Genomic DNA, 22,636 nt, shown 5'->3' on the forward strand with positions numbered 1-22,636 from the left:
AAAGCTCGATAGTTAAATGGCGGGGGACACCCTCGCCTAGTACATACCACCATTGACACTGATCACTTGTCGGGTGATATATTTTGCTTGATCAGATATTAAAAAGCCGATGGTATTTGCCACATCGTCTACATGGCCAAAGGTCCCGAGGGGGATCATTTTTTTGGCTTCGTCAGCTACTGCGCCTTCGATCATGCCTGTTTCGATTACACCTGGGGCAACACAATTGACCGTTATTTTACGTTTGCCCAGCTCAATGGCTAGCGCCTTGGTGGCCCCAACGATACCCGCTTTAGAGGCACTGTAGTTGGTTTGCCCCCGGTTGCCCATTAATCCGGATACAGAAGATAACGTAACAATTCGGCCACCCTGGCGTAAACGAATCATCGGCATAATGGTTGGCTGCAGAACGTTATAGAAGCCGTCGAGGTTGGTATGCACGACACTATCCCATTCTTCGCCGGTCATCGCCGGAAACGCGGTATCTCTGGTCACCCCAGCGTTACATACTACACCATAGTAAGCACCGTTTTGTTCAATATCGTTTTCGATGGCGGCCTTAGTACCGTCCCGGTCGGCAATATCAAATTGTATCGTTACGGCTGTACCACCGCCCTGGATAATATCACTGGCTACCTGCTCGGCTGAGTCTTTACCACTGCGATAATGCACTGCAATCGCGTACCCTTGTTGTGCCAGTTTATAAGCAGTAGCTTTACCTATACCACTGCTGGCTCCAGTTACCAGAACTCTCTTTTTATCCGCCATAATATCCTTTCTCGTATTGATTCTGAACGTTATTAAACAGGCTGATCGCTGCTATAAAGTTAATTGTGTTACCAATGAGTACAATGCTACCGAATGCCTGAACAATTGGCATGGAGCTGAAAGCGAGTAGTCCAAACGACAATAAACTGGTCACCGCTGAAAGCAAAATTGCCTGATGAGTCGTCGCTTGTTGACCGGCCATCTCTTTGGCAAAAATAATGTAATCCATGCCCAGGCCGAGCACCAAAAACAGCGCCATAATGTGAAAGACATTGAGCGATTGACCCATCGCGCTCACTATCGCAACAGCAATAAGGCTGGCCGAGGCGGGTATGAGCAACAGCATAACCGCTGATAATTTGCGATAGTAGACTGCGATTAAGAGGGCAATAAGCGCGTAAGCTAAAAACAGTAACTTTGTACCGGTTTCACGCTGTGCTTTTAGCGCCTTGCTGGCATTGGCCAGTGTATTTACATACTGCACGTTATCGATAGTCTTGCTGGCTGCTTCGATAGCTGGAAGATCGGCGCCTTTCCTGATCAACGCAAAGCTGTATATGCTGTTCTCATGCTCAAACCACAATGGCGGTAACGACGGCAAGTGCTCAAGTAATTCATTGAAGCGCAAAGTATTTCCAGCAGCGAATTGATAGTCACGTTTTATTTGCTTGATCACATCCGGGGCGAGGCCAATGGTTGCTGAGAAGCTATCCAGCGCACCACCATCTTCATACAGCTTTGCTTGCAGAGCGTAATTGTTTAATTGTTGCTGAGGTGACTGGAAGTAGTCGGCCACGCTGGTAATGGCATGAGATTCGACATCTACTGCGGTCTTTATGGTATCCAACGCACTGAATATCGCCTCAGGGTTGTCACCCCGAATAAGTAAATAACGGCCAGGCTCATAAATTTGCGTTAAATCTGCAATTTCCTGCTCCTGACTCAGCAGTGCCCCGGACACGTGAAAAAAACGCCTGGGATCGTCGTTGGTCTGAGGGTTTCCCGCATAGATATAGCCAGCGCAGACCGCGCTGACAATCAGGCCACCAACGCCCAATAAGCGAGGCCGCTGTGCGGTAACCCGCTGACATACATAAATGATGCGTTTTAACAGAGATTGCCGCGCTTCGATAGGGCGGCGTATAACCAGTGGGCCCAATAGCATTACGCTAAGCCACGCCATCGCAAGCCCGGAGCATGAAAACAACGCAATTTTCTTTAATATTACCAGATCCGATAAACTCAATGCTCCGTAGCCGACTAATGACGTGATCATGCTCAGCAGCATTGCCCGAAACAACACGTCAGCGTGACCAGGCCCTGAGACAGCTCGGTGCGCCAGGTGATGGTAAAAATAATGCAATGAGTAATCGACAACGATCCCGATAAGGCTGGCGCCAAAGACGATAGTCAGCACGTGAATTGAGCCAAACACCAGCGTGCTGGTAATCACGCCGAAACCCACACCAATTGCGATAGAAGTGAGCGACAGAAACAGCGGCAGCAAAGAGCGAAAAACCAGCATCATTAATAACAATACGCCAGCCACAGAGCCGACTGCAATCAGTTGAATATCGGCTTTGGCCGACTGGGCAGAGTCGACTGCAAAAAAGAACATGCCCGAACGTAATACGGTGACGTTATACTGCTGACTTATTTGATTCTCAATGGCCTGGATTTTGGCGTAAAGTACTTGCTGTGCCGACATGCCGTTGGGAAATGTATCAAACATAACCGAAAAGGAAGCGGTTTCGAACTCTGTTTCTGTGCTTGCAGACGGGTCCCTTAGGTCGGGGGGGGCGATACTCGTCAGCAAATAATCAGAAAACCAGCCGAGGGGATCCTGTTCAAAGGGAATAAGCCTGATCCCATCGCCAATCTGGTAGAGTTTTCTAAGGGCGTTGTCGGCGATTTGCTGTTGAGTGTTTGCGGTAAGTGCCTGGCGCTGATCAGCCGATAGCACATAAAACCGATAATCCGACAACACATCAAGATAGGCATTTTGTAAGGCGTCATCTTCAATAACACGTAATTCCGTCAGCGCATTGAGTTTAGCCTGCAGTGCGGTTTTACTGTTGGAGAGCGCTGTTTTATCGTCGCTCTTTATGACCACCACAAAGCGCTGACTAATATCGCGTGTTAAGTTGTCAACGGCCTTTTTTAAACCGGGTTCGTTAATTTTTGTCGGATTCAAATCATTAAGGTTTGTATCGATCTGAAAGTGCTGTGCATTCATTACAAAAATAACGGCGCAAACAAAAACAGCCAGTATAAATGTAAAGGGCAACAGTGCGTTTTTCATCAGTGATAAGGACCGGTTAATAACGGGAAGGAGAGCGCAGCACCTGACACCAGTCTGCGGTCTTCAAATAGAGAGCCTCACATTGTTCATAGGCCGCTTTTTTCCCATCGATATTATGCTGTGTAACATCACTTATCGTCACGTCGGTGTGTTGGCCGGAGGCATCGATAACATTAATATCCAGTGACGTGCCGCTGACCTCGTTGACGGCTTTTTTAATGGTGATGGTATCGAGTCCTTTACGGATGTAGTCACTCTCGGGCCGCAATTGAACCGCCGCGTTTTGCTCTGCGCTGGTGATGGCAAATTCGTCAACAAAATAGCTGGTATCGCCTTTGAGCAAGCGTACAAATATGTTCGACATAATATATCGCGTGGTGCCGGATAGCGGCGCTAGCGTACCCTCGGCATCGGCTTTAAAGTTATTACTACTGTTTACGTACAGAATGGCTTCGTTAAAGGGCGTTTCGGTATGCCAGACTAAACCCAGGTCGCAGGAATAATAAAAATCACCGCTTGAGGTAAGTGGGTGGGGAACCCCCGGGATACTTTTTTGCTGCGAAAACCGACCAGAAAAATGGCAGCCTGATGGAAATATACCTGCCAGCAATGAGGCTTCTTTCGTTTGCGTCGTGCTGGCCTGTACATCGCGAGGTGCCAGCGCACACAAAGCCACACAGAAAATCACCCACTGCCAAACGCTAGTCATGTTTATCTAACCACGAATTGATTGTTTCCACCAGAAAAGGCGGCGACTCATACTGGGTTATCTGCTCGGGCATCGCCACCGCAAACTGCGTGGTTTTGGCTTTGGTATATGTCTCCCCGGTCGCTTTATCTTTAATGACATAACTAATTTTTAAACGGTTTTCCCACTCTGTGAGCCAGGACTCGATAACAACTTTTTGCTCAAATAAAAGTGGCTTTACGTATTTAACCTGAATATCAACAATGGGAAAAAAGAAACCATGTTCTTCCATCACGCTATATGGACAGCCAATCTCTGATAGCAAGGCGCAGCGTGACATTTCCATATACTTTGGATAGTTACCATGCCAAACCACCCGGTACGCATCAACGTCAAAAAAAGGTATATCAATATCCAGGCATACTGTTTTCATGGCCTGCTATGCCTTAACCGAGAGTTCAGCCAATACATCGACAACGTCCTGAATGGTTCGTACCTGTTTAAACTGCGCTGGCGTCAGATCCACACTGGTGGTTTTTTTCAGATCGATCAATAAATCTACTGCATCGATACTATCAATATCCAGATCATCGTAGAGTCTGGCTTGTGGCACAATTTCAGAGGGCTCAAGATCGAACAGTTCAACCAGGGTATCGCGTACTTGTTGAAGAATATTTTCTTTGTCTGCATTCATTGCTAATTCACTAAATCTTGTTGTCAGGGTTTACGTCTTTAGTTGAGGCCGCACTAAGCTGGCGCTCGTAATAATTTTCTAAATGACGCGTGAGTTGTCTGTATTGTTTCGGTCTGGACTGGCTTGTGTCAATACAATCTTCAAGCGTAATCAGCTTTTGAGATGTTAATGTAAAAGCCGGGCCACCAGGGGGAATATCGTACCATTTATCGCCTTTCCTGAGTGCTCTGGGGTGACACTCAATAACGACCGGCATAATGGCGGCATTGACCGCGACCGCCATATTGGCCGCGCCGCGTTTAAAGCGGATGATATTATCGTCCTTGGTGCGAGTGCCTTCCGGAAAGATCAAAATGTTCTCGCCTGCTTGCAGTCTGGCCGCTGCTATAGGCAGCACTTGCTCTGCATGATTGGGGATATAGCCGGCCTGACGGACGACGGCGCCGGTAAAAACACTTTCCCAGACGCTACTTTTTACAAAACAACACATCTGTTCGTTTACTGCCAGCAATAACACCACGTCAATGAGTGAGGGGTGATTGGCAATCACTATATGTCCACAACGGGCTTGTTTCATCGACTCAACGTTAAATTTGTACCTGATAAGGCCAAAAAATCGCATAATTCTGATGAAGGTTAAACAACCTTTGTGAACACTCCAGCGAATCATACGTTGTCTTTTGGCGGCAGGTATAAAAGGCAACGGACTCAGTAAACGAAAAAACACCCCGACAATCAGGGCCCCGAGGCCAAACAGCGCATAGCAAAGCGCCGCGGAACTAATCTGCCAAACCTTACCTAAGCGGGAGAATTGCATAATCAGAGTCCGCCGCTATGACATGGGCGAATAGCTACAGGCAAACACATTCAATTTCGACCAGAAGTTCTTTGCGGCAGATGTCGGCAATGGTAAAGACCATCTGTACACTGGGATAACGCGCCTCAAGCCAGGCTCGCGTAAACGCCACATCATGCGGGTATCGGACATAGACTTTAAAAGTTGAAAGCGAGAGGTTTTCGGGGTTCGCGGTAGTGAGCAGGTGCTCAATGTTGCGCTGCGTTACCTCGAGTTGTTTTTCAAGATCGTTTTCGCCCAGCGTCTGATGGCCAATAATACTCGCTGTTCCCGAAATAAACAGATAGTTTACAGCGTTCAGCGTTAGTGCTGTTGCGCGGGCAAATGACGGACTGCTGATCCCGTACTGACGAGGGTATTCATACGCATTTACCTGTTGATTATTTTTAAAATGTTGTGGTGTTACGTTACTGGCAAATACATATATCACAGCACCGTTTGAATGATGGCCTAGCGCTGACGCTGCCGGAAAGTCCTCAGGTGCCAGCCCGGCCTTTTCAAATGCCTTCAGGCGCCCGGTACAGAACTTTTTATACAGTTCGTCATCGCCGGTGCCTTCGTTGATCGCGGGAAGATAATTCCAAAAGCGGAATGGGTACGAGAAGCCCTGCTCAGTCATCACTGATAACACCGACTCGTATGCATTTTGTGTATTTTTTTGTATATCCTGGCACTCATCTTTACTTAGCCAGTGCGCAAGGCAAATTAAGTCACGGGTTTTTGACCAGTAAGTGTTGCCGGTCCGGCCCCGTTCTGTGGGTTGAGAAACTGTCCAGCGTTCACATGTTGCCATGGATGATGCCGCTTCTTCCAGGCCAGTAGTAATTATTCCGGCTTCAAATGGTTCGCACTGCTTAACAAACGGAATGACCGCCAGAGTGTGGTCGTCTGCGAGTAATTCGTTAACTGGAGCGGAAATGAACTGTTGTTTCAGCATGATAAAACTAAATGTGGTGATACTCTAAAAATCAGCAGATTTTCTGCCTGTAAATGTGAGGAACATCCTGGTGTTGGCAAGGGCTGATCCTGTTTCGATGACCAGCAACGACGCAAATAACGAGCAATCGTTCCTTGATACAATGTTAGTGTTTAATTTTGCGGTAGTTTAAACTAGCGTATATCGAAAATAAAGCGAATACGGTTTTGGACGCAAGGCCGGTCTGTATTCAGGTACACAATTAAAATTATAAGCTTCATGTCAAATACATTCCCCCTGGTCACACGCCAGTCAAACGAACATATTGCCTTTTTAACCCAACCTATTGAAGAACTTGGGCTAAACCGTGGTGTTATCGAAACAAATCAATTTGTTGCGCACGTTTACCTACTGGCTGAGAATTTGCCTGCCGGTGGCTATGCAATTAACCTTTGTGAAAACAGATACCTGTTTATGGTGGGGTTCTGTGCAGCGATTTTGCGCGGTGATGTTAACCTGTTACCACCCAATAAAAACATCGCTACACAAAAACAACTTAGTGAAGACTACCAGGGGTGCTATATCATTCACGATGGCTGTGACATTGACGAGACGATTGCTGCCATTAATGTTGTGGGTGTCTCCTTGACGCCAGGTGATGAAGTAGACTTTGCCATCCCCAGGATTGCTGATGATCAACTGGCCTGCATAAGCTTTACCTCCGGCTCTACGGGGCAGTCTAAGCCAAATTTTAAGTATTGGCATACCTTGCATCGCAGCAGTGCTATCAATTATGCGTTCATGGTGCCGGACTGTCCCCCAACCCTATACCAGTTGGCAACCATGCCCGCGCAGCATATGTGGGGGCTTGAGACATCTGTATTACTGGCCTTGTTCAGCAATATTTGCATGAGCGATGCAAAGCCACTTTTTCCTCAGGACATTTTTGATGCACTCGATGCGTTGCCTGAGCCGCGAATGCTGGCATCTACGCCGGTCCATTTGCGGGCACTGTGTGCCAGTGGGAATGCACCGCAGCCCTTACATTCTGTTTTATGTGCCACTTCGCCATTAACGGTAGAGCTCGCTACGGAGATTGAACAAGCCTTTGCGGCCCCACTACGGGAAGTGTATGGGTGTAGCGAAGTGGGATCCATGGCAGTACGGCGAACGGCAGTGGAGACAAGCTGGCTCAAATTCTCCGGGTTGCACTTCGGGCAACAGGGCAACACCACAACGGTCACTGCCGGGCATTTGCCCCAAGCGACTGTATTACAGGATGTTATTGAGTTTCAGGCCCCCGAGCGCTTTGTCCTGGCTGGTAGGGCGTCAGACCTGGTGAAAATTGCCGGCAAGCGAGGTTCGTTGTTTCACATAAACCAGACTTTATTGCGTTATAAAGGACTGGAAGATGGCATTGTTTTTTATCCGCATGCCGCCACTCAGGTAACCCGACTGGTTGGTATTGTTGCACTCAAGGAAGGAATTAAAAAAGCCGATTTGCTGGACTTTTTAAAGCAACATTTGGACAGCGCCTTTATTCCGCGTCCACTCTATATTGTGGATGCTTTGCCGCGCGAAGCTAACGGAAAACTGCTAAGAAAAAATATTGATGCGTTGCATACTTCGCTCAAGAAACCGCGCTTTTAGCTGCTATAAAAAAGCAGTGAGAAGCCCCCTTTTTATGCTCCGTCAGTGACTAATTAGCAACTGACAGAGCATATGATGACGCTAGCCTCGTGTATTTTTGCAGGCACTCATACAGCCATATATTAACACCACGAATAAGCCCACAAACGAGTTGTACAATACCTACACGCGCTTAATGATTAGTGAGGTATTGATACCACCAAAGGCCAGGTTGTTACTCATAAAGTAGTCAGTATCGATCTCTCTGCATTCATGCTGAATGTAATCCAGCGGCGCGCATTCAGGATCGATATTGTCCAGGTTCAGTGTTGGCGCAAAGCATTTATCTTTCATCATATTGATGGTTGCCCAGACCTCAAAAGAGCCGCAGGCGCCAAGCGTATGGCCGGTGAAACTCTTCAGAGAACTGATCGGTTTGGCCCCGACAACCTGATACGTCGCCTGACTTTCTACAATGTCTCCGTGCTGAGTGGCGGTACCGTGGGCCGACACATAGCCAATTTGCTCTGACGTAACTCCGGCGTCTTCCATGGCTTCGGTCATCACCCGGGTGACCGTTTCAAGATTTGGTTTCACCAGGAATGTGCCATCCGTATTCGTCGCGTAGCCGCTCACCTCAGCCAGAATGTTTGCGCCTCTGGCTTTCGCGTGCTCATAAGATTCCAGGATCAGCGTACAGGCTCCTTCGCCCAATACGAGACCGTCACGATCTGTGTCATAGGGACGGGGCGTGGCTTCCGGTGTGTCGTTTTTGGTGCTTGCCGCAAACAGGGTGTCAAATACCGCCGCCTGGGAAGGGCATAATTCTTCTGCGCCGCCAGCGATCATGACATCCTGCTTACCATACCGAATCGCTTCATAAGCGTAACCAATGGCCTGGCTACCTGCAGTGCATGCGCTTGATGTGGTATACATGCGCCCCTGGGTACCAAAGTACACACTGATATTAACCGCAGCAGTATGGGTCATCATACGCAAATAAGTGCTGCTATTTATGCGCGACGTGGACATATTCTCGAGCATGGGAGCGAACTCCAGCGCCGCCTGACTGCTGCCCGTGGCTGAACCATAAGCAACCCCGGTGGCCTTGGAGCGAATGATCGGATCATCAAGCAGGTTGGCATCAGAAAGCGCACGCTCGGTAGCCAGAACCCCCAGTTGAGCTACTCGGCCCATGCTACGTTTGCGCTTTTTTGTGTAGTGCGGTGGCAGCTCAAAATCATGAACAGGCGCGGCAAGGTAAGTCCCCAGTCCTTCATATTTTTGCCAGTCTTGCATAAAACACACGGCGGACTTTTTCGACTCGATAGTGGATTTGACTTGTGCCCAGTCATTGCCCAGTGCAGAGACAACGCCCGCACCGGTAATCACCACACGCCTGAAATTATTGTTACTCAAGGTACATCCTTTTTATATCTGACGGCGAAATACCGATAAACTGGCAGTCGCCAGACATGTCATTGTTTGTGAATTTTCTTGGTAAGTTTCAATGAAGCAGTCAAAGGTTGCAAGTCCGTCACCCACGATGGCCTTTTCGTCGCAACGCACCGTGTATTGGCCAGCCTCAAAATAACTGCATTCAGCTTTGAAAGCGCGGGTGCCTAACAGGAACCCTAAATGGGGCGATACCAATCCTTGCTGTAACTGGTGACCCGCAATCAGTGCGGCTGTTTGGCCCATATACTCCAAGCCGATCCAGGCCGGTACACCATGGCCTTTTTCAAAAAAGGGTGACGCCTCATCAACCCGCACTCGCGCTGAAGATGATTTTTCATCAACACTGAGTACTTCGTTGATAAGTAACATAGGAGGCCGGTGTGGGATAAGTTCAAACAACCGACTGTCAAAGCGTGAATCAAGCACTACGACACTCCTTCCTGTTTATGGCCGGTTAGCTGTGAATAGTCAGTGCCGGGCTGCCAGAAGTCGTAAAAATTAAAAAACTGATACGGTGACTCCAGGCAGTGCTCTTCGAGTTTATCGGCAAATTGCTGAGCATAGCCCGTAAGGTCTTGCTCGCGTGATTTGCGGCTAATTTCAAGTTTGTCACAGAGCACTGAAACATCGAATAAAACCTTTTGATTCACCTTTGCGCTGCGATAGGCAAACATGAGCTTGACCGGGCAGGCCAGTGCTTTTGCCAGCATATACGGACCAATTGGCAACGGTGCCGTGGCACCCAAAAAATTAACATTAACAGTACGATCGATACCACTAAGGGGAATCCTGTCACCAGCAATAAAGACCCACTCGCCAGCATCAACTTTTTCTTTGAGCATCATGATAGTCGTCACATCAAACTCATCGACCTGAAAGACATTCATCCGCGAGGCATCGTTCTGGCTTTGCATCATTTTGACAAAGTTTCCTGCGTGTTTGTCATAGAGCAGAATGTTGATGACTTTATTGTGATGATTATAGCGGTGCATAAAGCCCCGGCAAAACTCAAGATTGCCAAAGTGTGAGCCGATAATCAGCTGTCCCCGGGCATCGTTTAACAGGTTATTCACCGCTTCCTGCGAGGTCAGGGCAAAGTCGCTTTCTTTAATTTCATCCATCCAGCCGAGAATTTTATCCAGAATTACCTCTGCAAAGCGATGAAAATGCAACAGTACATGCCAGTAATTGGGTTTTCTCGACCATGCTGTGGGGCAGCTGCGATAATGTGCGCGGAGATACTTAAGCGAGGCCTTGCGCTGAGCGGGACGACTCAGCACAAAGTACAGCGCCACCGGATACATGATCAGGGTAAAGATCCAGCGACCAAACATGCGGTAAAGAAAGTACACAAAACGCATACCGGCCAGCGTGCCGGCTTCTTTGGTTTGCGACCAGTGATGCTTTTTATTGTTGTTATTGTTATTCACAACAGTCACGACTTGCCAATCAATGAAGTCAGGCGGAGGTAAAGCAGTCGAGGCAAGCGTATGAGCATGCCAAACATCAGCCTGACGTGAAGTTTAATGAGCATCAGGTTGTCTTTAAGGTAATGAAAATGCGACACGGTGTTTTCATGGTAAATGACTTTGGTCTGAATAAAGTGCAGGTCAATGTCTGCCCAGACGGCTTTGACCAGTAATTCCGGATCAAAATCCATTCGTGGTCCGAGATAGTAATTATCAAACACCCGCTCGATTTGCTTGATTGGATACACTCTGAAGCCACACAACCCATCTTTAATTTTAAATGACAAGGTTTCCAGGGCCACCCAAAAGTCGGTAATTTTACGCCCGTATTTGCGGGCAAAAGGGGCGGTCTCATCAAAGTATGGTTGACCAGAAATAAACGAATCCGGATGCTCTTTGCTGTAATCGAGCAGTTTTTTCGCATCGTTTATATTGTGCTGACCGTCGGCGTCAAGCTGCAGTACATGGCTGAACCCCAATGCACTGGCATGGTAGCACCCGGTGATCACTGACGCCCCTTTACCACGGTTTGTTTGATGTTGGACCAAATGAAAATCAGGGTAATCAGCAAGTAACGCCTTTACGGTTGCAACGCTGTGCTCGCCGCTGCCATCATCAACAACAATGCAGGGTAGGTTAAGCGATGCCAGCGCAGGCAGAAACTTTTCAAACAAGATTTCGTGTTTGTAATGGGGAACGATAATGCAGTATTTCATGGTTTCACAAACTTAAAACTGCCCATCGAAAATGAGTCAGAATCGTTAAAGTAATGGAATTTGATGCTGTTTTTTGCCGTGTTGTAGCTCAATTCAAGCTGCATGGATGTATCAGGCATCACCATGGTCTTGAATTTGACATTGGACAGTTGTTGAAATGCGTCATCATGAACAAACAACGCTCTGGCCAGTTTGCCTGCCCAATCAACCTGCACGACACCGGGCAGTACTTTCTGATCGGGGAAGTGACCATCAAACCAGCTTAACTGGTCAGTCACGTGAAGTGAAATACGCACGCTGTCATCGGCGTTGTCTACGTTAATGATTTGCGGTCCTTCCTGCGGTGTAAACAGGTCGTTTAACGCCTGTGCTTGATTACTCATCGACAATGTTATGCTTCTTTTTATAGTAATTTCGGTATACCAGCTCGATGACAATGAATCCAGCCATCAGCAAGTAGGATAGTAGCCCGTTATACAAAGTCCAGACAGCGAGGCTGGCAAACCAGACCGTCCAGGCTGCCACAGCACTGTTAAGCAATAACAGGCACCCCCAGGCTATGCAGAGCTTTTGCAGGTAACCGCTGGCTTGCGCTGGCGGTTGTTTGCCCCCAGCGACTGCAAACCGTTCAATAAGGTTATGCTCGTCCCGTAGGGACAAAAGAAATATCAGCCCCATAAACGCGCTCATCATTACTGGGTAGCATTTTAGTAGTACGGTGCTGTCGAGAAGTATCATAACACTGCTAAAAACTGCGATCACCGCGGTGATAATCCAGTCACTGCGTTGCCGTTTTTTTCCTGCCACAATAAGCCGCAACAGGGCCATCACCAGCAATAATGCGCCAAACCAATATGGCGCGATGGCATCAATGTTTAAGTACACCAAAAAAGGATAAGCAAGGGTTACCAGCAAAACCAGTATCGGCAGCAAATCCTTTAGCCCGCGCGGCACTCCGGTGCTCATCAGGCCAGCACACTTAACCTGTAATCACCAAGAATAATGCGTTCTTCTTCGCTGATATCGGTTGATGCATCGTCACTTAACATATCTTCAAAGTAGGGCACCACTTTTTCCATAATGGCGATATTCTTGGCCAGGGTTTTAGCAATGTCGACATTGGGTTCCTTCAAAATGTCATTCAACTCGCCCAGGCAGGGCACTAAAAACTGATCCATAAACACACCTTTGGCGGGCAGTACCAAACGTTTTCTGGCGCGTTCGCTAAGCAGCATTTGCATTTTCTGGTTAAGCTGTTGCGTTTTCATTAGATCTGGCGTGATTTTACGCATTGTCTCGATATCGCCGATCGCGTCGGTAAAGAAAAGTAACGCAAAAACACCCCAGTAGTAGGTGTAGTCCCACACCAGCTTAACCGACATCATTTTGCGGTCGCCAAACCCGCCGTACTGGTCTTTATACAGTGAGAGCGTGTTGGTGAAAAAGGCGTCGTAAAACTTATGGAAAAGCACGCTCTCAAAACGAATGTCCTGGCCTTTTAAATCCCGCTCAATGAGGTGCGTAACGAAGGTGTTGTTCAGTGCAATAAAGTCGCTGCCCGGCGAGTAGAAGGGATCTGCAAACGCGCCGGCTTCGCCCGTCATCGCCCAGCCCTCGTCGGAAAACATTTGTTTACAACCGTAGGAGTAGCCCTGCATTAATTTAAAATCAAGCAGTTCTGCGCCTTCGATAGCACTGGCGCAGAGCGGATGCTCCTTTTCAAGCCATGCCATTGTGTCGGCGAATGACTGAATGCCACTGTCGGCAAGTGCCTGATCATCCATCACGATACCAAAACTGGTTGCCCCCGATGCCAGAGGAATTATCCAAATCCAGTAGCCGGGCCCCATTAAATGGTTGGTGCTTAGCCAGCGTTTACCGGGGGCGCATACCCGCTTTTGCCACGCGGCGTTATCAGACCAATCATCAAGGATGACGCGTTTATCGATTCGGAAAAACACCGCATTGCCCTGATGACCTGTGGGAGTCTGCAGTTGTAATTTATTTCTGAGCAGGGCTTGCCGACCGGCAGCGTCTACCAGCCATCGTGCAGTAAACGAATAGGTTTCATTGCCCTGTTTACAATCGACCTTGTGTTGCTTGTCTCCCAGCGATATATCGCCGAGCGTAGCACCATCGACAATACTGACACCTTTGCCAACGAGCAGTTCGTGGAGGTAGTTCTCTAAGGTTCCGCGCTCAATCTGGTAGGCTGGTATGCCGAAAAGTTCGCTGACACCCAGCTCATCGTACTCGCTGAAATCACCGTCTATATTGCCAAAGAAAAGACGCAGCCCGTACTTGCGCAGGTGCTTTGCTTTAAAATGGGCGTCGAGCCCTAACACCTCGGTGAAATAATGAGCGCCAATCTCGACCGTCGATTCACCTACTTTAGCGATGGTATCGTGGACCGGAAACGTATTCTTTTCGATGATCGTAATGCTTACAGAAGGGGTGCGATTAAGAATTTGCAGTGCCAGACTCATTCCGGCGAGGCCGCCGCCGACAATAATAATATCCGTATTAATATGTTTCATAACCTGCCTAAGTACGGGTGAAAGTAACTGACGTGCACTGGCTCAGCGGCATTACCACGGAAGTATTGCCGTTTGATGTGGTGATTAATTCTGCCAGACAGAGCACTTTAGCGCTGGGGTTAGCATTATACATGGCAGTGATATAATCGCTGTCACTGTTTAAAGCAGGCCAGGTTTGCTGGTTTGTTACGTTGACTTGAGCCGTGATTTCAATGCCATCTGTTTCGGCATCGTCGGGTACAATCACCAGCGAAAACGCAAATGATTCCTGGTTGCTCAGAATTGGCCTTAGTACGTCTGCTACCGGTGCATCGTAAAATGTCACCAGCATTGGTTTATGCTCTGTTACGCACTGGATTATGGCTTCGACCAGGGTTAACGACACCGACTCTTCATACCCTGCAACTGAGTTAGCGGCACTCATTGTGCCGGTACTGATCGTCCAGTAACCTGCCGGCGCATTGTGCACCGAGTTGTGGAACTTGGTTGGAGAGAGTTCTTTATGCTCTGAAGCTAAGGTTCTGCACATGTAGTCGGTGAGATCAGTATCGCCCAATCCTGATGCAAACACACAGGTTAGCGTGCAGGGGTCAAGGCTGGCTGACTGAGTTGCCTGCCAGGAGCTTTCCACCGCAAGGCGCACTGGTAATGGCGCACGGCGACGTTCGTTGGCAGGAATTATGGTCGGCTTAGGTCCTTTGTTCTTGGTGTCAGGCAAGGAGGCACCGCTGAGCAGTTGCTGTAGCGCATCCCAACTATCGAAGTAGCTGCCCCAGGCACCCATCCCTGCAATTTTACATTTTAGTTCTTTCGCCTGCATTTTACTCTGACCTGCTAAACAAAAGCGTACAATTATTGCCGCCAAATCCAAAGGAGTTTGTCATTACGTGCTGACATACTCTGTGTTCGTCAGTCGCTTTTATTGACAGGCATAGCGCCTCATCAAGGGTCTCCAGGTTTTTGGAGCCCGGAATAATATTCGTATTGAGGGTATCCATAGCAATAATTGCTTCGGTGATTCCCGCCGCCCCCAGGGTATGTCCCATCCAGGCTTTTGTCGATGAGCATTGGGTAGACGCCGGGAACAGTGCCGAAATTAATTGCCCCTCGATAAGATCATTGGCGCGGCTTGACGTGCCATGCAGGTTGATATAATCAATCTCTGCCGCTTGCCGGTTCGCTTGCCTGAGGGCCTGGGTCATTGACAGTCGGGCACCCAAACCATCGGGATGAGGATGTGACATGTGATAGGCGTCTGAGCTTTCACCGTAACCGGTCAGGCAGATACCACTGCCGTTAGTGTTGTCGCCGGAGCGCTGCAGAACGGCAAAACCTGATGCTTCGCCAAGGTTGATGCCATCGCGGTGTTGGTCAAAAGGCTTGCAAGGATTGGGCGATAACAACTGCAGGGAATTAAAACCATGCAATACACTCAGACACAGCGTATCCACGCCGCCAACCAGCACCGCATCGACTATGCCGGTTTCAAGCCAGCGTGCGCCGGTTGCAAAAACTTTAGCCGAAGAGGAACAGGCAGTATTGATCGTTAATGAAGGGCCGGTAATACCCGTCAAATGCGCGACAAATAAACTCGGCGCGTGGGGGTTGTGGACGAAAGGTTGCTTAAAGGCCTCGGTAAGCGCTCCTGCCTCATTTAGTTGAGTGTACGCCGTTTCGGTGCGATCTATACTGGAGGTACTTGAACCCATGACCAGTCCGACTCTGGCAGCGCCGTACTGGCTGATTAACCCAGAGACTGTCTGGCGAATACTGCCTTGCTCATATCCCAGCGCTGCCAGTGCGTTGTTACGGCTTTGCCATGGGCCGAGGTCATTTACGTCGTTGACCTGTTCGACAAGTCCTATCCAGGTATCAAGGTCTGAACCCGCCAGGTTGTTCTTAATGAGGCCGCTGTCGTGTAGTTTCAGCGCGTTTCTTAAAGCCTTGAGATTTAAACCGGCAGCTGAGCAGGTTTCGTAGTCGATGATATCTATTTTCATTTGATAGGGGCCTTCGGGGACGGTAATACACCTTTACCCAGCGCAGGCCAGCTTCTCACTTATTGTTTTCAACGAACGCCGTCAAGCTTCTTAACGTAGCAAATGCTTCGCGGGTGCCTTCATCTTCAGCTTTGATTTGAACACCGTATTCTTTTGAAATCGCCAGCGAAATTTCCAGTGCATCGATGGAGTCGAGTCCTAGCCCGTCACCGAATAATTGTTCCTCCGGATCGATCTCGTCCGCTTCCATGTCCTCAAGGTTTAAGGCTTCCACCATTAGTTGAGCCATTTTTAATTCGGATTCGGTCTGTGTAGCCATAGTTGATACTGTCCTTACTATGAACGCTTTAATATGAAAAACCGCTAGTTTAAACTAATGTTACAGTAAAAACTATTTCAACGGATTGTATGTTTCCTGGTTTTGTTTGCTCTGCACCAGTACAAACTTTAGGTACCAACGAGGTTCATCTTTGGCTGATCAGGGTCGACGAAATACTACGCAGAAAATGTCTCAACAGCCTGCTTCCTCTGCTCTGTACTGAAGAACAACAAAGGATGGAAAGCTATCGCTCTGAAGCCCGACAGCAATTATTCGTAGTCGGGCGGTCGGCGTTGCGGTTAATCTTAAGCGCGCTCATCACCGGCACAACGCCCGAATCCTTGCGCTTTACAACCAGCTCCCATGGCAAACCGGCCTTGCAAAACAATACCAGCCAATTGCAATTTAATTTGTCACACTCACATGATGCCGTTGTTATTGCTGTAACCAGGGGCGCGGCTATTGGCGTGGATGTTGAGTTTATGAAAGCCCGCCCGACGATGGCAGATATCGCTCAGCATTATTTTCATCGGCAGGAATGGCATAGTGTTAAACAGGCAATCGAAAGTGGCGATAAGCGTCATGCCTTGCAGCAGTTTTATAAGGTCTGGGCCTTAAAAGAAGCGTTCATAAAAGCCGAGGGAAGGGGAATGGCGATACCCGGGGACAGCTTTTATTTTCATCCTATCGACACACCGAGCCCAGCTATGGCTTTGACCGATGACATCACCACGGATGCTACTCATTGGCACTTTCATCACCAGTTTGTTGACTCTCAGTACAGTGTTGCTCTGGCGCTTAACGCAACCGGGTGTGAAGACAAGCTTATTATTAAACAACGACAATTAAGCCCCGGCCTTAGTGTTTGGGCAAGTTAATCATTAACCTATTATAGAATGCTAAATGTTTGAAAGTAGGATAAATTAAACATCACAAGGAATCGCCGCCCAATAAAAAGGAGTGTTTGGTGAAGCAGATTTTTCAATTGGTAAAAGCGGCGACAAAAAAAGCGGACAAACCGCTACTGGAACAGTGGTTTAGTGAGCATGAAAGTATGGCGCTGCCTGAGGTGGCGACTACCCGCTACTTTACCTCTGCCGATTACCGCATCAGGTTAAACGCTTTTAACCAACTGCACGACTGGCATAAACAGTATCTGCATCCATGCTTTCCGCAACTGCTGGGGCTATCACAGCATATTTCGGCTTTATCTCACTCTCATTCACCGTTTTCTTTGATTGGCCTGGTACACGTTGGCAATGAGATCAGACAGTATCAACCACTTAGTAACGAGGAGCTGTGTTTACACTGTTATTTTGACAAAATAACGCCGCATCAATACGGCGTTCAGGTTGATATAAATACTAACGTCAGTCAGGGGGGAAAGCATTGCCAGACGCTGCGCAGCACCTATCTTTACAGGCTACCTTCCATTGACATTCTTAGTCACAGCGCAAAATCAGACCCAGTGCCAGGCAGCGAGAAACTCTTGCCTCTGCCAGAGCACTCTCAATTACAGTTTAAATCTGGGATAGGTCGGCAATATGCGCGAATAAGTGGCGATTATAACCCTATCCATTTAGCTAAATGGAGTGCCAGACTAGCAGGCTTTAAAGATGTTATGGCGCATGGCATGCATGTACTGGCAATGACGTTATCTAAATTAAATCATAACTGGCAATTACCGTTAGAAAAGACAGTCATTGCCAGTCAATTCAGCCGCCCGGTTTTACTGCCATCGTCATTAACACTTAAGAGCTCGGCATTAAATTCAGATCACGCAACGCCGGTTCACTTTGATTTAACTAACCCTTCGGCTCCACGCCGAAGGCAGTCAGTAATGTCCGGAGAAATTAGAAAAATCTGTGTAGCTAAAAGTTAGCGGGGGCTAAGCTTTGTATGTAGCTTTAATTCTTCTCATACTCCTTGGCTTTTGGGTTAGATAACATTTGATCAAGACTCCTGTTGATGATGTCGTCAAACGTTTTACCCATCGCAGCCATTGAGTCTTGTCCAGATTCGCCAAAGCCGATAAGTTCACTATTGGATTTATCCCTGACTTCAATTCTTAGGTTACTGAGAAACATGCGCATATCCCACTGCCACCTATCGAGATAGCTCACTATAAACTCTGCGCTTTCCGGTGCTTGACCTGATCACCATATGCGGCATCTAAACCACGATCATTTAAGATCCGTGAGATATTGATATGTAGGTCGCGTGAGTCTTTGGGTTGATGTTCGACATAAAATTTCCCTTTATAAGCTGAAGAAGCCAGCTGCCGTCCATCCAACGATGTACATCCCCCTAACAAAAGCATAAAAATCAGAGAGAACGGCATTAATAGTTTGATATTTTTCATTTTCTTCCTTGTTATTGTTGGCAAAACCGAAAGGTCTTTGTGGCGCGAAAACTAAGATGTAAGCGCTTAACCGTAGGTAAAATTACCAGCTTAAATGTGGTCAGTCAAAGTTATACCTTTGCAGTGCTCCGGTTATTTTTTATAGGTTAGGGGGGTAGATAATCGGGCAAGTCTGGCGAAGATAAAGACTACTGACCGGATTAATGTATTTAGATCCTCAATAGCAAATGACGAACCGTAAACACCTGATGTCATCGGAATTGTGTGAGTGTCCCAATGATGCTATCGCGAGTTGTCTACTGTCTTTGTTGGCCAGCGTCCTCTGCGGCGATATCGATTCACGTTGGGCGAAATACGACAAAATATTCTAAATATTACTCTTTCTGTATACCAAGAAACCGTAAGTGTCATACGAGTTCAGGGGCGAATTTAGCTAATCTTATATCATCCAGTTAATGCTTGTTTTCGATCTACACTCAGCCCGGCTGCGTACTACTCTTTACATCATTGTACAAACTGAACGATGCAAACTAGGCTTTAACCTCAATAGGTTAAACCGTAATATCAGTAAGGAGCGTGAATAATGGCTGACAGTTCTAAATGTCCAATTGCCGGCGGTAGACAGGTTATACAAAGTAAACGGATCGGTGGTGCAATGGGCACAAGTCCCATGAATGCCGACTGGTGGCCCAACCGACTGCCGGTAGAACTGCTGCACAGCCAATCACCCGATGCTAACCCTTACGGTGCCGATTTTAACTATCCGGCGGCGTTTAACTCGCTGGATATCGAAGCGGTTAAAAAAGATATTTTTGAGATGCTCACCACGTCGCAAGACTTCTGGCCGGCAGATTACGGTAACTATGGCCCGCAAATGATCCGCATGGCGTGGCACGCGGCCGGTACGTACCGGGTGGCGGATGGTCGTGGTGGTACGGCAGAAGGGCTAATCCGTTTTGCGCCGATCAATTCCTGGGAAGATAACGGCAACATCGACAAGTCGATTCGGCTTATTCAGCCGATTAAACAAAAGTACGGCGAGAAGCTCTCCTGGGCCGATTTAATTGTTCTCACCGGTAACTGTGCGCTGGAGCAAATGGGTTTTAAAACCTTTGGCTTTGGTGGCGGGCGCATTGATGCCTGGGAGGCAGATGATGCCTCATACTGGGGGCCTGAAGAAGAAATGGCCACTCAGGACAAGCGCTGGGAAGGTGAGCCAGGCACCGACGAATACGATTTAGAAAACCCGTTGGCCGCATCGCGCCAGTCGTTAATTTATGTGCACCCTGAAGGGCCGTTCTCAAACATGGATCCGCTCTCTTCGGCGCAGGAAATTCGCATTACCTTTGGCCGCATGGCCATGAATGATGAAGAAACCGTGGCCTTAATTGCCGGTGGTCATGCCTTTGGTAAAAGCCACGGTGGCTCAAAGAAATCCCATGTAGGGCCCGAGCCTAATGCCGCGCCTATCGAAGCACAGGGGCTTGGCTGGTTGAACGACAACCAGCACGGCAACGCCGAGCTGACCACCACTAACGGTATTGAAGGCGCGTGGACATCTAACCCAACGCGCTGGGATAACGAATATCTCGAAAATTTATTTAAGTACGAGTGGGAACAAACCACTAGTGAAGCCGGGGGGAAGTCCTGGCGTCCTAAAAACGGCGTCGATGCTGACCGCATTCCCGATGCCCATTTAGAGGGGGTTTCTCACCCGCCAATGATGATGACCAGTGACATTGCGTTGATCACTGATCCAGCCTACCGGGAAATTTGTGAGCGCTTCTTAAAGGATCGGTCGCTGCTGGACGACGCCTTTGCCCGTGCCTGGTATAAACTGACCCACCGCGATATGGGGCCCAAAAACCGCCTGATTGGTGATGAAGTGCCTGAAGAGGAGCTGTCCTGGCAGGATCCGATTCCTGAGTGCGATCACCCGCTGATTAACGAAACTGATGTTAAGCAACTTAAACAACAAATCCTCAGTAGCGGACTGTCAGTTTCGGCACTGGTAAGTGTTGCCTGGGCATCAGCGTCAACCTATCGCAAAACAGATTTTCGTGGTGGTGCCAATGGTGCGCACATCCGTTTAGCGCCGATGAAAAACTGGGAAGTGAATAACCCTGAGCAACTGGCGCAGGTGTTATCAGTATTAGAGGACATTCAGGCCGAGTTTAACGGCAAGCCCGGCGACAAAAAAGTGTCGATGGCTGATCTGATCGTCCTGGCAGGTGCGGCGGCAATCGAGAAAGCGGCCGATGCGGCGGGCACGCCGGTGACCGTACCCTTTATGCCGGGTCGGATGGATGCACTTGAAGAGCAAACCGATGCAGACAATATCGCCGTGCTCGAACCTCTGGTAGATGGTTTTAGAAATTACCGTAAGGGTCAGTACAAAGTGGAAACCGAGCGCATGCTCATCGACAGAGCTTATCTGCTTGATCTTACTGCGCCGGAGCTGACCGCACTGATCGGTGGCCTGCGGGTGTTAGGCACTAATCACGATAATTCTGCCCACGGCGTATTTACAGATAAGGTTGGCGTACTCAGTAACGACTTTTTTGTGAATTTACTGGATATTGAAACCAAGTGGCAGCCGGTGGATGAAGACAAAGAAGTGTTTGAAGGCAAACATTACAAGACCGGTGAAAAAAGATGGACAGCAACGCGCGCCGATCTGGTGTTTGGCTCCGAACCGCAACTACGCCAGGTGGTAACGGCCTTTGGTTCCGAAGGCGGCAATAAACGCTTTGTGGATACCTTTGTTAAGGCATGGCACAAGGTCATGATGGCGGATCGGTTTGAGCTAAAAAATGCACTTTACCGGTAAACGCAAATTCCACGATGGCTTTGGATATCGACAGTCGTTGGGATATCGATAATCTTGCGACACTGATAACAGTGACGTACGTTGAGGGGAGGCCGTGGTAAGACGCGCCGCACCCTCTGCGTTTGCTCTGTGTTTGCTCAGCGTTTATATTGAGGATTGCAGAGTAATGGTAAGGCATGGCAAGCCTGAGCACAGTGTATCTGGCGTTTAACGGAGAAGCATGATGGACATAAATGATGATGAGTTACGGTTACTGCAAAAATACCGTTTACTCGACGTAGGTCATCAGCAAATTGTCGAAAAATTTGTTGATAAAATACTGGCGATGGATCACGACGATAACGAAGCGAGTCTTTCCAATGCAGAGCTGGTAAATTATGCCATTGAGTTAGAGCGGCAAAGCGATGCATGATACGGGCTGCAAACAATAACGCCGTAGCCTGAGATGCTGCAATAACAAACTAAACTACGGGTATCGCAGATTGGAGACTCCTTTAACCGTATACCTCCCCCTTCAACCGCATATCTGCCAGCCACGGTTTACTATTATTGCGGCTTATCAGCAGCACCGTATCGCGGCAAATCATCAGCGAGTTATGGCCGTTTTTTATTCCCGAATTTTAGCCTTCAGCGCCCGGCTTTAACCTATAAAACGAGAATGTGCCCCGGACTTATCGCCTAATTAGCGGTCGAGAGTGTATAGGTTGTCTGGCCATTCAACGACGCGCTGAAATGCCCTGATGCCCCTACCAATGCCGATAAAGGCTCGCAGGAAATAACCCTGAACTTCGCGGAGGCAACGCCATCGCTGAATTGACCATTATGATCAAGCACCAGTTCACAGGGCTGATCATTGATGATGCCCGAGAGATATTCAAAGCCGTTAAACCAGGCATTGTTGTTGTCGGTATAGTGCAGCTGGTAATAGACTTCGCTGGTGCCTGCAATATCCCCTGAATAGGCCTGCTTGACGATAGCATTGTTAAGTTTACTGCCCTGAGGCAGCGTTTTTTGCGGGGTTTCCTGCCAATCTGTAATGGAAAAGGTACCGGTTAACTGCATTGCTGTTCCGTAAACGTTGTTTGTAAGAGA

At 48.3% G+C, this 22,636-nt stretch carries 25 protein-coding genes; 5 read left to right on the top strand and 20 right to left on the bottom strand.

Annotation, left to right across the window (positions count from 1 at the left end; translation table 11 throughout):
• Window positions 1–36: 36 nt before the first annotated feature.
• The 7 genes from fabG to OIK42_RS01655 are packed head-to-tail and all read right to left on the bottom strand — an operon-like array spanning window position 37 to window position 6,245.
• Window positions 37–768: a 3-oxoacyl-ACP reductase FabG gene (gene fabG, locus OIK42_RS01625; RefSeq protein WP_273637809.1), complete on the bottom strand. Its 732-nt coding sequence runs from the start codon at window positions 766–768 to the stop codon at window positions 37–39.
• Window positions 758–3,070, bottom strand: a complete 2,313-nt coding sequence (locus OIK42_RS01630) for an MMPL family transporter (protein WP_273637810.1) — start codon at window positions 3,068–3,070, stop codon at window positions 758–760. The genes fabG and OIK42_RS01630 overlap by 11 nt, the downstream gene beginning before the upstream one ends.
• Window positions 3,071–3,086: 16 nt before the next feature.
• Window positions 3,087–3,779: an outer membrane lipoprotein carrier protein LolA gene (locus OIK42_RS01635; protein WP_273637811.1), complete on the bottom strand. Its 693-nt coding sequence runs from the start codon at window positions 3,777–3,779 to the stop codon at window positions 3,087–3,089.
• Window positions 3,772–4,191 carry an acyl-CoA thioesterase gene (locus tag OIK42_RS01640; RefSeq protein ID WP_273637813.1) on the bottom strand — a complete coding sequence of 140 codons (420 nt, stop codon included), beginning with the start codon at window positions 4,189–4,191 and terminating at the stop codon, window positions 3,772–3,774. The genes OIK42_RS01635 and OIK42_RS01640 overlap by 8 nt, the downstream gene beginning before the upstream one ends.
• 6 nt (window positions 4,192–4,197) lie before the next feature.
• Complete coding sequence (locus OIK42_RS01645; RefSeq protein WP_273637815.1) at window positions 4,198–4,452, bottom strand: acyl carrier protein; 255 nt, start codon at window positions 4,450–4,452, stop codon at window positions 4,198–4,200.
• A gap of 10 nt (window positions 4,453–4,462) precedes the next feature.
• Entirely contained in the window at window positions 4,463–5,269 is an 807-nt protein-coding gene (locus OIK42_RS01650) for a lysophospholipid acyltransferase family protein (RefSeq protein WP_273637817.1), read from the bottom strand.
• Window positions 5,270–5,303: 34 nt separating this feature from the next.
• Complete coding sequence (locus OIK42_RS01655; RefSeq protein WP_273637819.1) at window positions 5,304–6,245, bottom strand: chorismate transformation FkbO/Hyg5 family protein; 942 nt, start codon at window positions 6,243–6,245, stop codon at window positions 5,304–5,306.
• 258 nt (window positions 6,246–6,503) lie between these two features.
• On the opposite strand from OIK42_RS01655, the gene OIK42_RS01660 reads away from it, so the two are divergent.
• Entirely contained in the window at window positions 6,504–7,874 is a 1,371-nt protein-coding gene (locus tag OIK42_RS01660) for an AMP-binding protein (protein WP_273637821.1), read from the top strand.
• A gap of 162 nt (window positions 7,875–8,036) precedes the next feature.
• Here the strand turns inward: OIK42_RS01660 and OIK42_RS01665 are convergent, their stop codons facing one another.
• Genes OIK42_RS01665 through OIK42_RS01710 form a run of 10 tightly spaced genes read right to left on the bottom strand, consistent with a single transcriptional unit; the run spans window position 8,037 to window position 16,352 of the window.
• Window positions 8,037–9,272, bottom strand: coding sequence for a beta-ketoacyl-ACP synthase (locus OIK42_RS01665; protein ID WP_273637823.1), 1,236 nt, complete (start codon window positions 9,270–9,272; stop codon window positions 8,037–8,039).
• Between the two features lie 12 nt (window positions 9,273–9,284).
• Complete coding sequence (locus tag OIK42_RS01670; protein ID WP_273637824.1) at window positions 9,285–9,737, bottom strand: hotdog family protein; 453 nt, start codon at window positions 9,735–9,737, stop codon at window positions 9,285–9,287.
• On the bottom strand, window positions 9,737–10,741 hold the full coding sequence (locus tag OIK42_RS01675) for a lysophospholipid acyltransferase family protein (protein WP_273637825.1): 1,005 nt from the start codon (window positions 10,739–10,741) through the stop codon (window positions 9,737–9,739). Before OIK42_RS01675 ends, OIK42_RS01670 begins: the two co-directional genes overlap by 1 nt.
• A 5-nt stretch (window positions 10,742–10,746) precedes the next feature.
• Entirely contained in the window at window positions 10,747–11,496 is a 750-nt protein-coding gene (locus OIK42_RS01680; protein WP_273637827.1) for a glycosyltransferase family 2 protein, read from the bottom strand.
• The gene (locus tag OIK42_RS01685; RefSeq protein ID WP_273637829.1) at window positions 11,493–11,879 is read right to left on the bottom strand and encodes an ApeI family dehydratase; all 387 of its coding nucleotides are present in this window, start codon (window positions 11,877–11,879) and stop codon (window positions 11,493–11,495) included. Before OIK42_RS01685 ends, OIK42_RS01680 begins: the two co-directional genes overlap by 4 nt.
• Window positions 11,872–12,462, bottom strand: coding sequence for a COG4648 family protein (locus tag OIK42_RS01690; protein ID WP_273637831.1), 591 nt, complete (start codon window positions 12,460–12,462; stop codon window positions 11,872–11,874). Before OIK42_RS01690 ends, OIK42_RS01685 begins: the two co-directional genes overlap by 8 nt.
• Window positions 12,462–14,033 carry an NAD(P)/FAD-dependent oxidoreductase gene (locus OIK42_RS01695; protein ID WP_273637833.1) on the bottom strand — a complete coding sequence of 524 codons (1,572 nt, stop codon included), beginning with the start codon at window positions 14,031–14,033 and terminating at the stop codon, window positions 12,462–12,464. The genes OIK42_RS01690 and OIK42_RS01695 overlap by 1 nt, the downstream gene beginning before the upstream one ends.
• A gap of 7 nt (window positions 14,034–14,040) precedes the next feature.
• The gene (locus OIK42_RS01700; RefSeq protein WP_273637835.1) at window positions 14,041–14,853 is read right to left on the bottom strand and encodes a beta-ketoacyl synthase chain length factor; all 813 of its coding nucleotides are present in this window, start codon (window positions 14,851–14,853) and stop codon (window positions 14,041–14,043) included.
• 1 nt (window position 14,854) lies between these two features.
• A complete protein-coding gene (locus tag OIK42_RS01705) occupies window positions 14,855–16,033 on the bottom strand; it encodes a beta-ketoacyl-ACP synthase (protein ID WP_273637836.1) in 1,179 nt (392 codons plus the stop codon).
• Between the two features lie 55 nt (window positions 16,034–16,088).
• A complete protein-coding gene (locus tag OIK42_RS01710; protein WP_273637838.1) occupies window positions 16,089–16,352 on the bottom strand; it encodes a phosphopantetheine-binding protein in 264 nt (87 codons plus the stop codon).
• 89 nt (window positions 16,353–16,441) lie between these two features.
• Here OIK42_RS01710 and OIK42_RS01715 point away from each other — a divergent pair, with 89 nt between their 5' ends.
• Together OIK42_RS01715 and OIK42_RS01720 are read left to right on the top strand one after the other, a co-directional pair.
• Window positions 16,442–17,230 carry a 4'-phosphopantetheinyl transferase family protein gene (locus tag OIK42_RS01715; protein ID WP_374211834.1) on the top strand — a complete coding sequence of 263 codons (789 nt, stop codon included), beginning with the start codon at window positions 16,442–16,444 and terminating at the stop codon, window positions 17,228–17,230.
• Window positions 17,231–17,319: 89 nt separating this feature from the next.
• Window positions 17,320–18,234, top strand: coding sequence for a MaoC family dehydratase (locus OIK42_RS01720; RefSeq protein WP_273637842.1), 915 nt, complete (start codon window positions 17,320–17,322; stop codon window positions 18,232–18,234).
• A gap of 25 nt (window positions 18,235–18,259) precedes the next feature.
• Here the strand turns inward: OIK42_RS01720 and OIK42_RS01725 are convergent, their stop codons facing one another.
• Together OIK42_RS01725 and OIK42_RS01730 are read right to left on the bottom strand one after the other, a co-directional pair.
• Entirely contained in the window at window positions 18,260–18,475 is a 216-nt protein-coding gene (locus tag OIK42_RS01725) for a hypothetical protein (protein ID WP_273637843.1), read from the bottom strand.
• Window positions 18,475–18,714 (bottom strand): hypothetical protein, encoded by a 240-nt coding sequence (locus OIK42_RS01730; RefSeq protein ID WP_273637844.1) that lies wholly within the window; start codon window positions 18,712–18,714, stop codon window positions 18,475–18,477. Before OIK42_RS01730 ends, OIK42_RS01725 begins: the two co-directional genes overlap by 1 nt.
• 583 nt (window positions 18,715–19,297) lie before the next feature.
• Here OIK42_RS01730 and katG point away from each other — a divergent pair.
• Window positions 19,298–21,544 carry a catalase/peroxidase HPI gene (gene katG / locus OIK42_RS01735; RefSeq protein ID WP_273637845.1) on the top strand — a complete coding sequence of 749 codons (2,247 nt, stop codon included), beginning with the start codon at window positions 19,298–19,300 and terminating at the stop codon, window positions 21,542–21,544.
• A 220-nt stretch (window positions 21,545–21,764) separates the two neighbouring features.
• Entirely contained in the window at window positions 21,765–21,956 is a 192-nt protein-coding gene (locus OIK42_RS01740) for a hypothetical protein (RefSeq protein ID WP_273637846.1), read from the top strand.
• A gap of 266 nt (window positions 21,957–22,222) precedes the next feature.
• Here the strand turns inward: OIK42_RS01740 and OIK42_RS01745 are convergent, their stop codons facing one another.
• Window positions 22,223–22,606: a DUF3224 domain-containing protein gene (locus OIK42_RS01745; RefSeq protein ID WP_273637848.1), complete on the bottom strand. Its 384-nt coding sequence runs from the start codon at window positions 22,604–22,606 to the stop codon at window positions 22,223–22,225.
• Between the last annotated feature and the right edge of the window lie 30 nt (window positions 22,607–22,636).

It is taken from the genome of Alteromonas gilva (assembly GCF_028595265.1).
Classification (GTDB): Bacteria; Pseudomonadota; Gammaproteobacteria; order Enterobacterales; family Alteromonadaceae; genus Alteromonas; species Alteromonas gilva.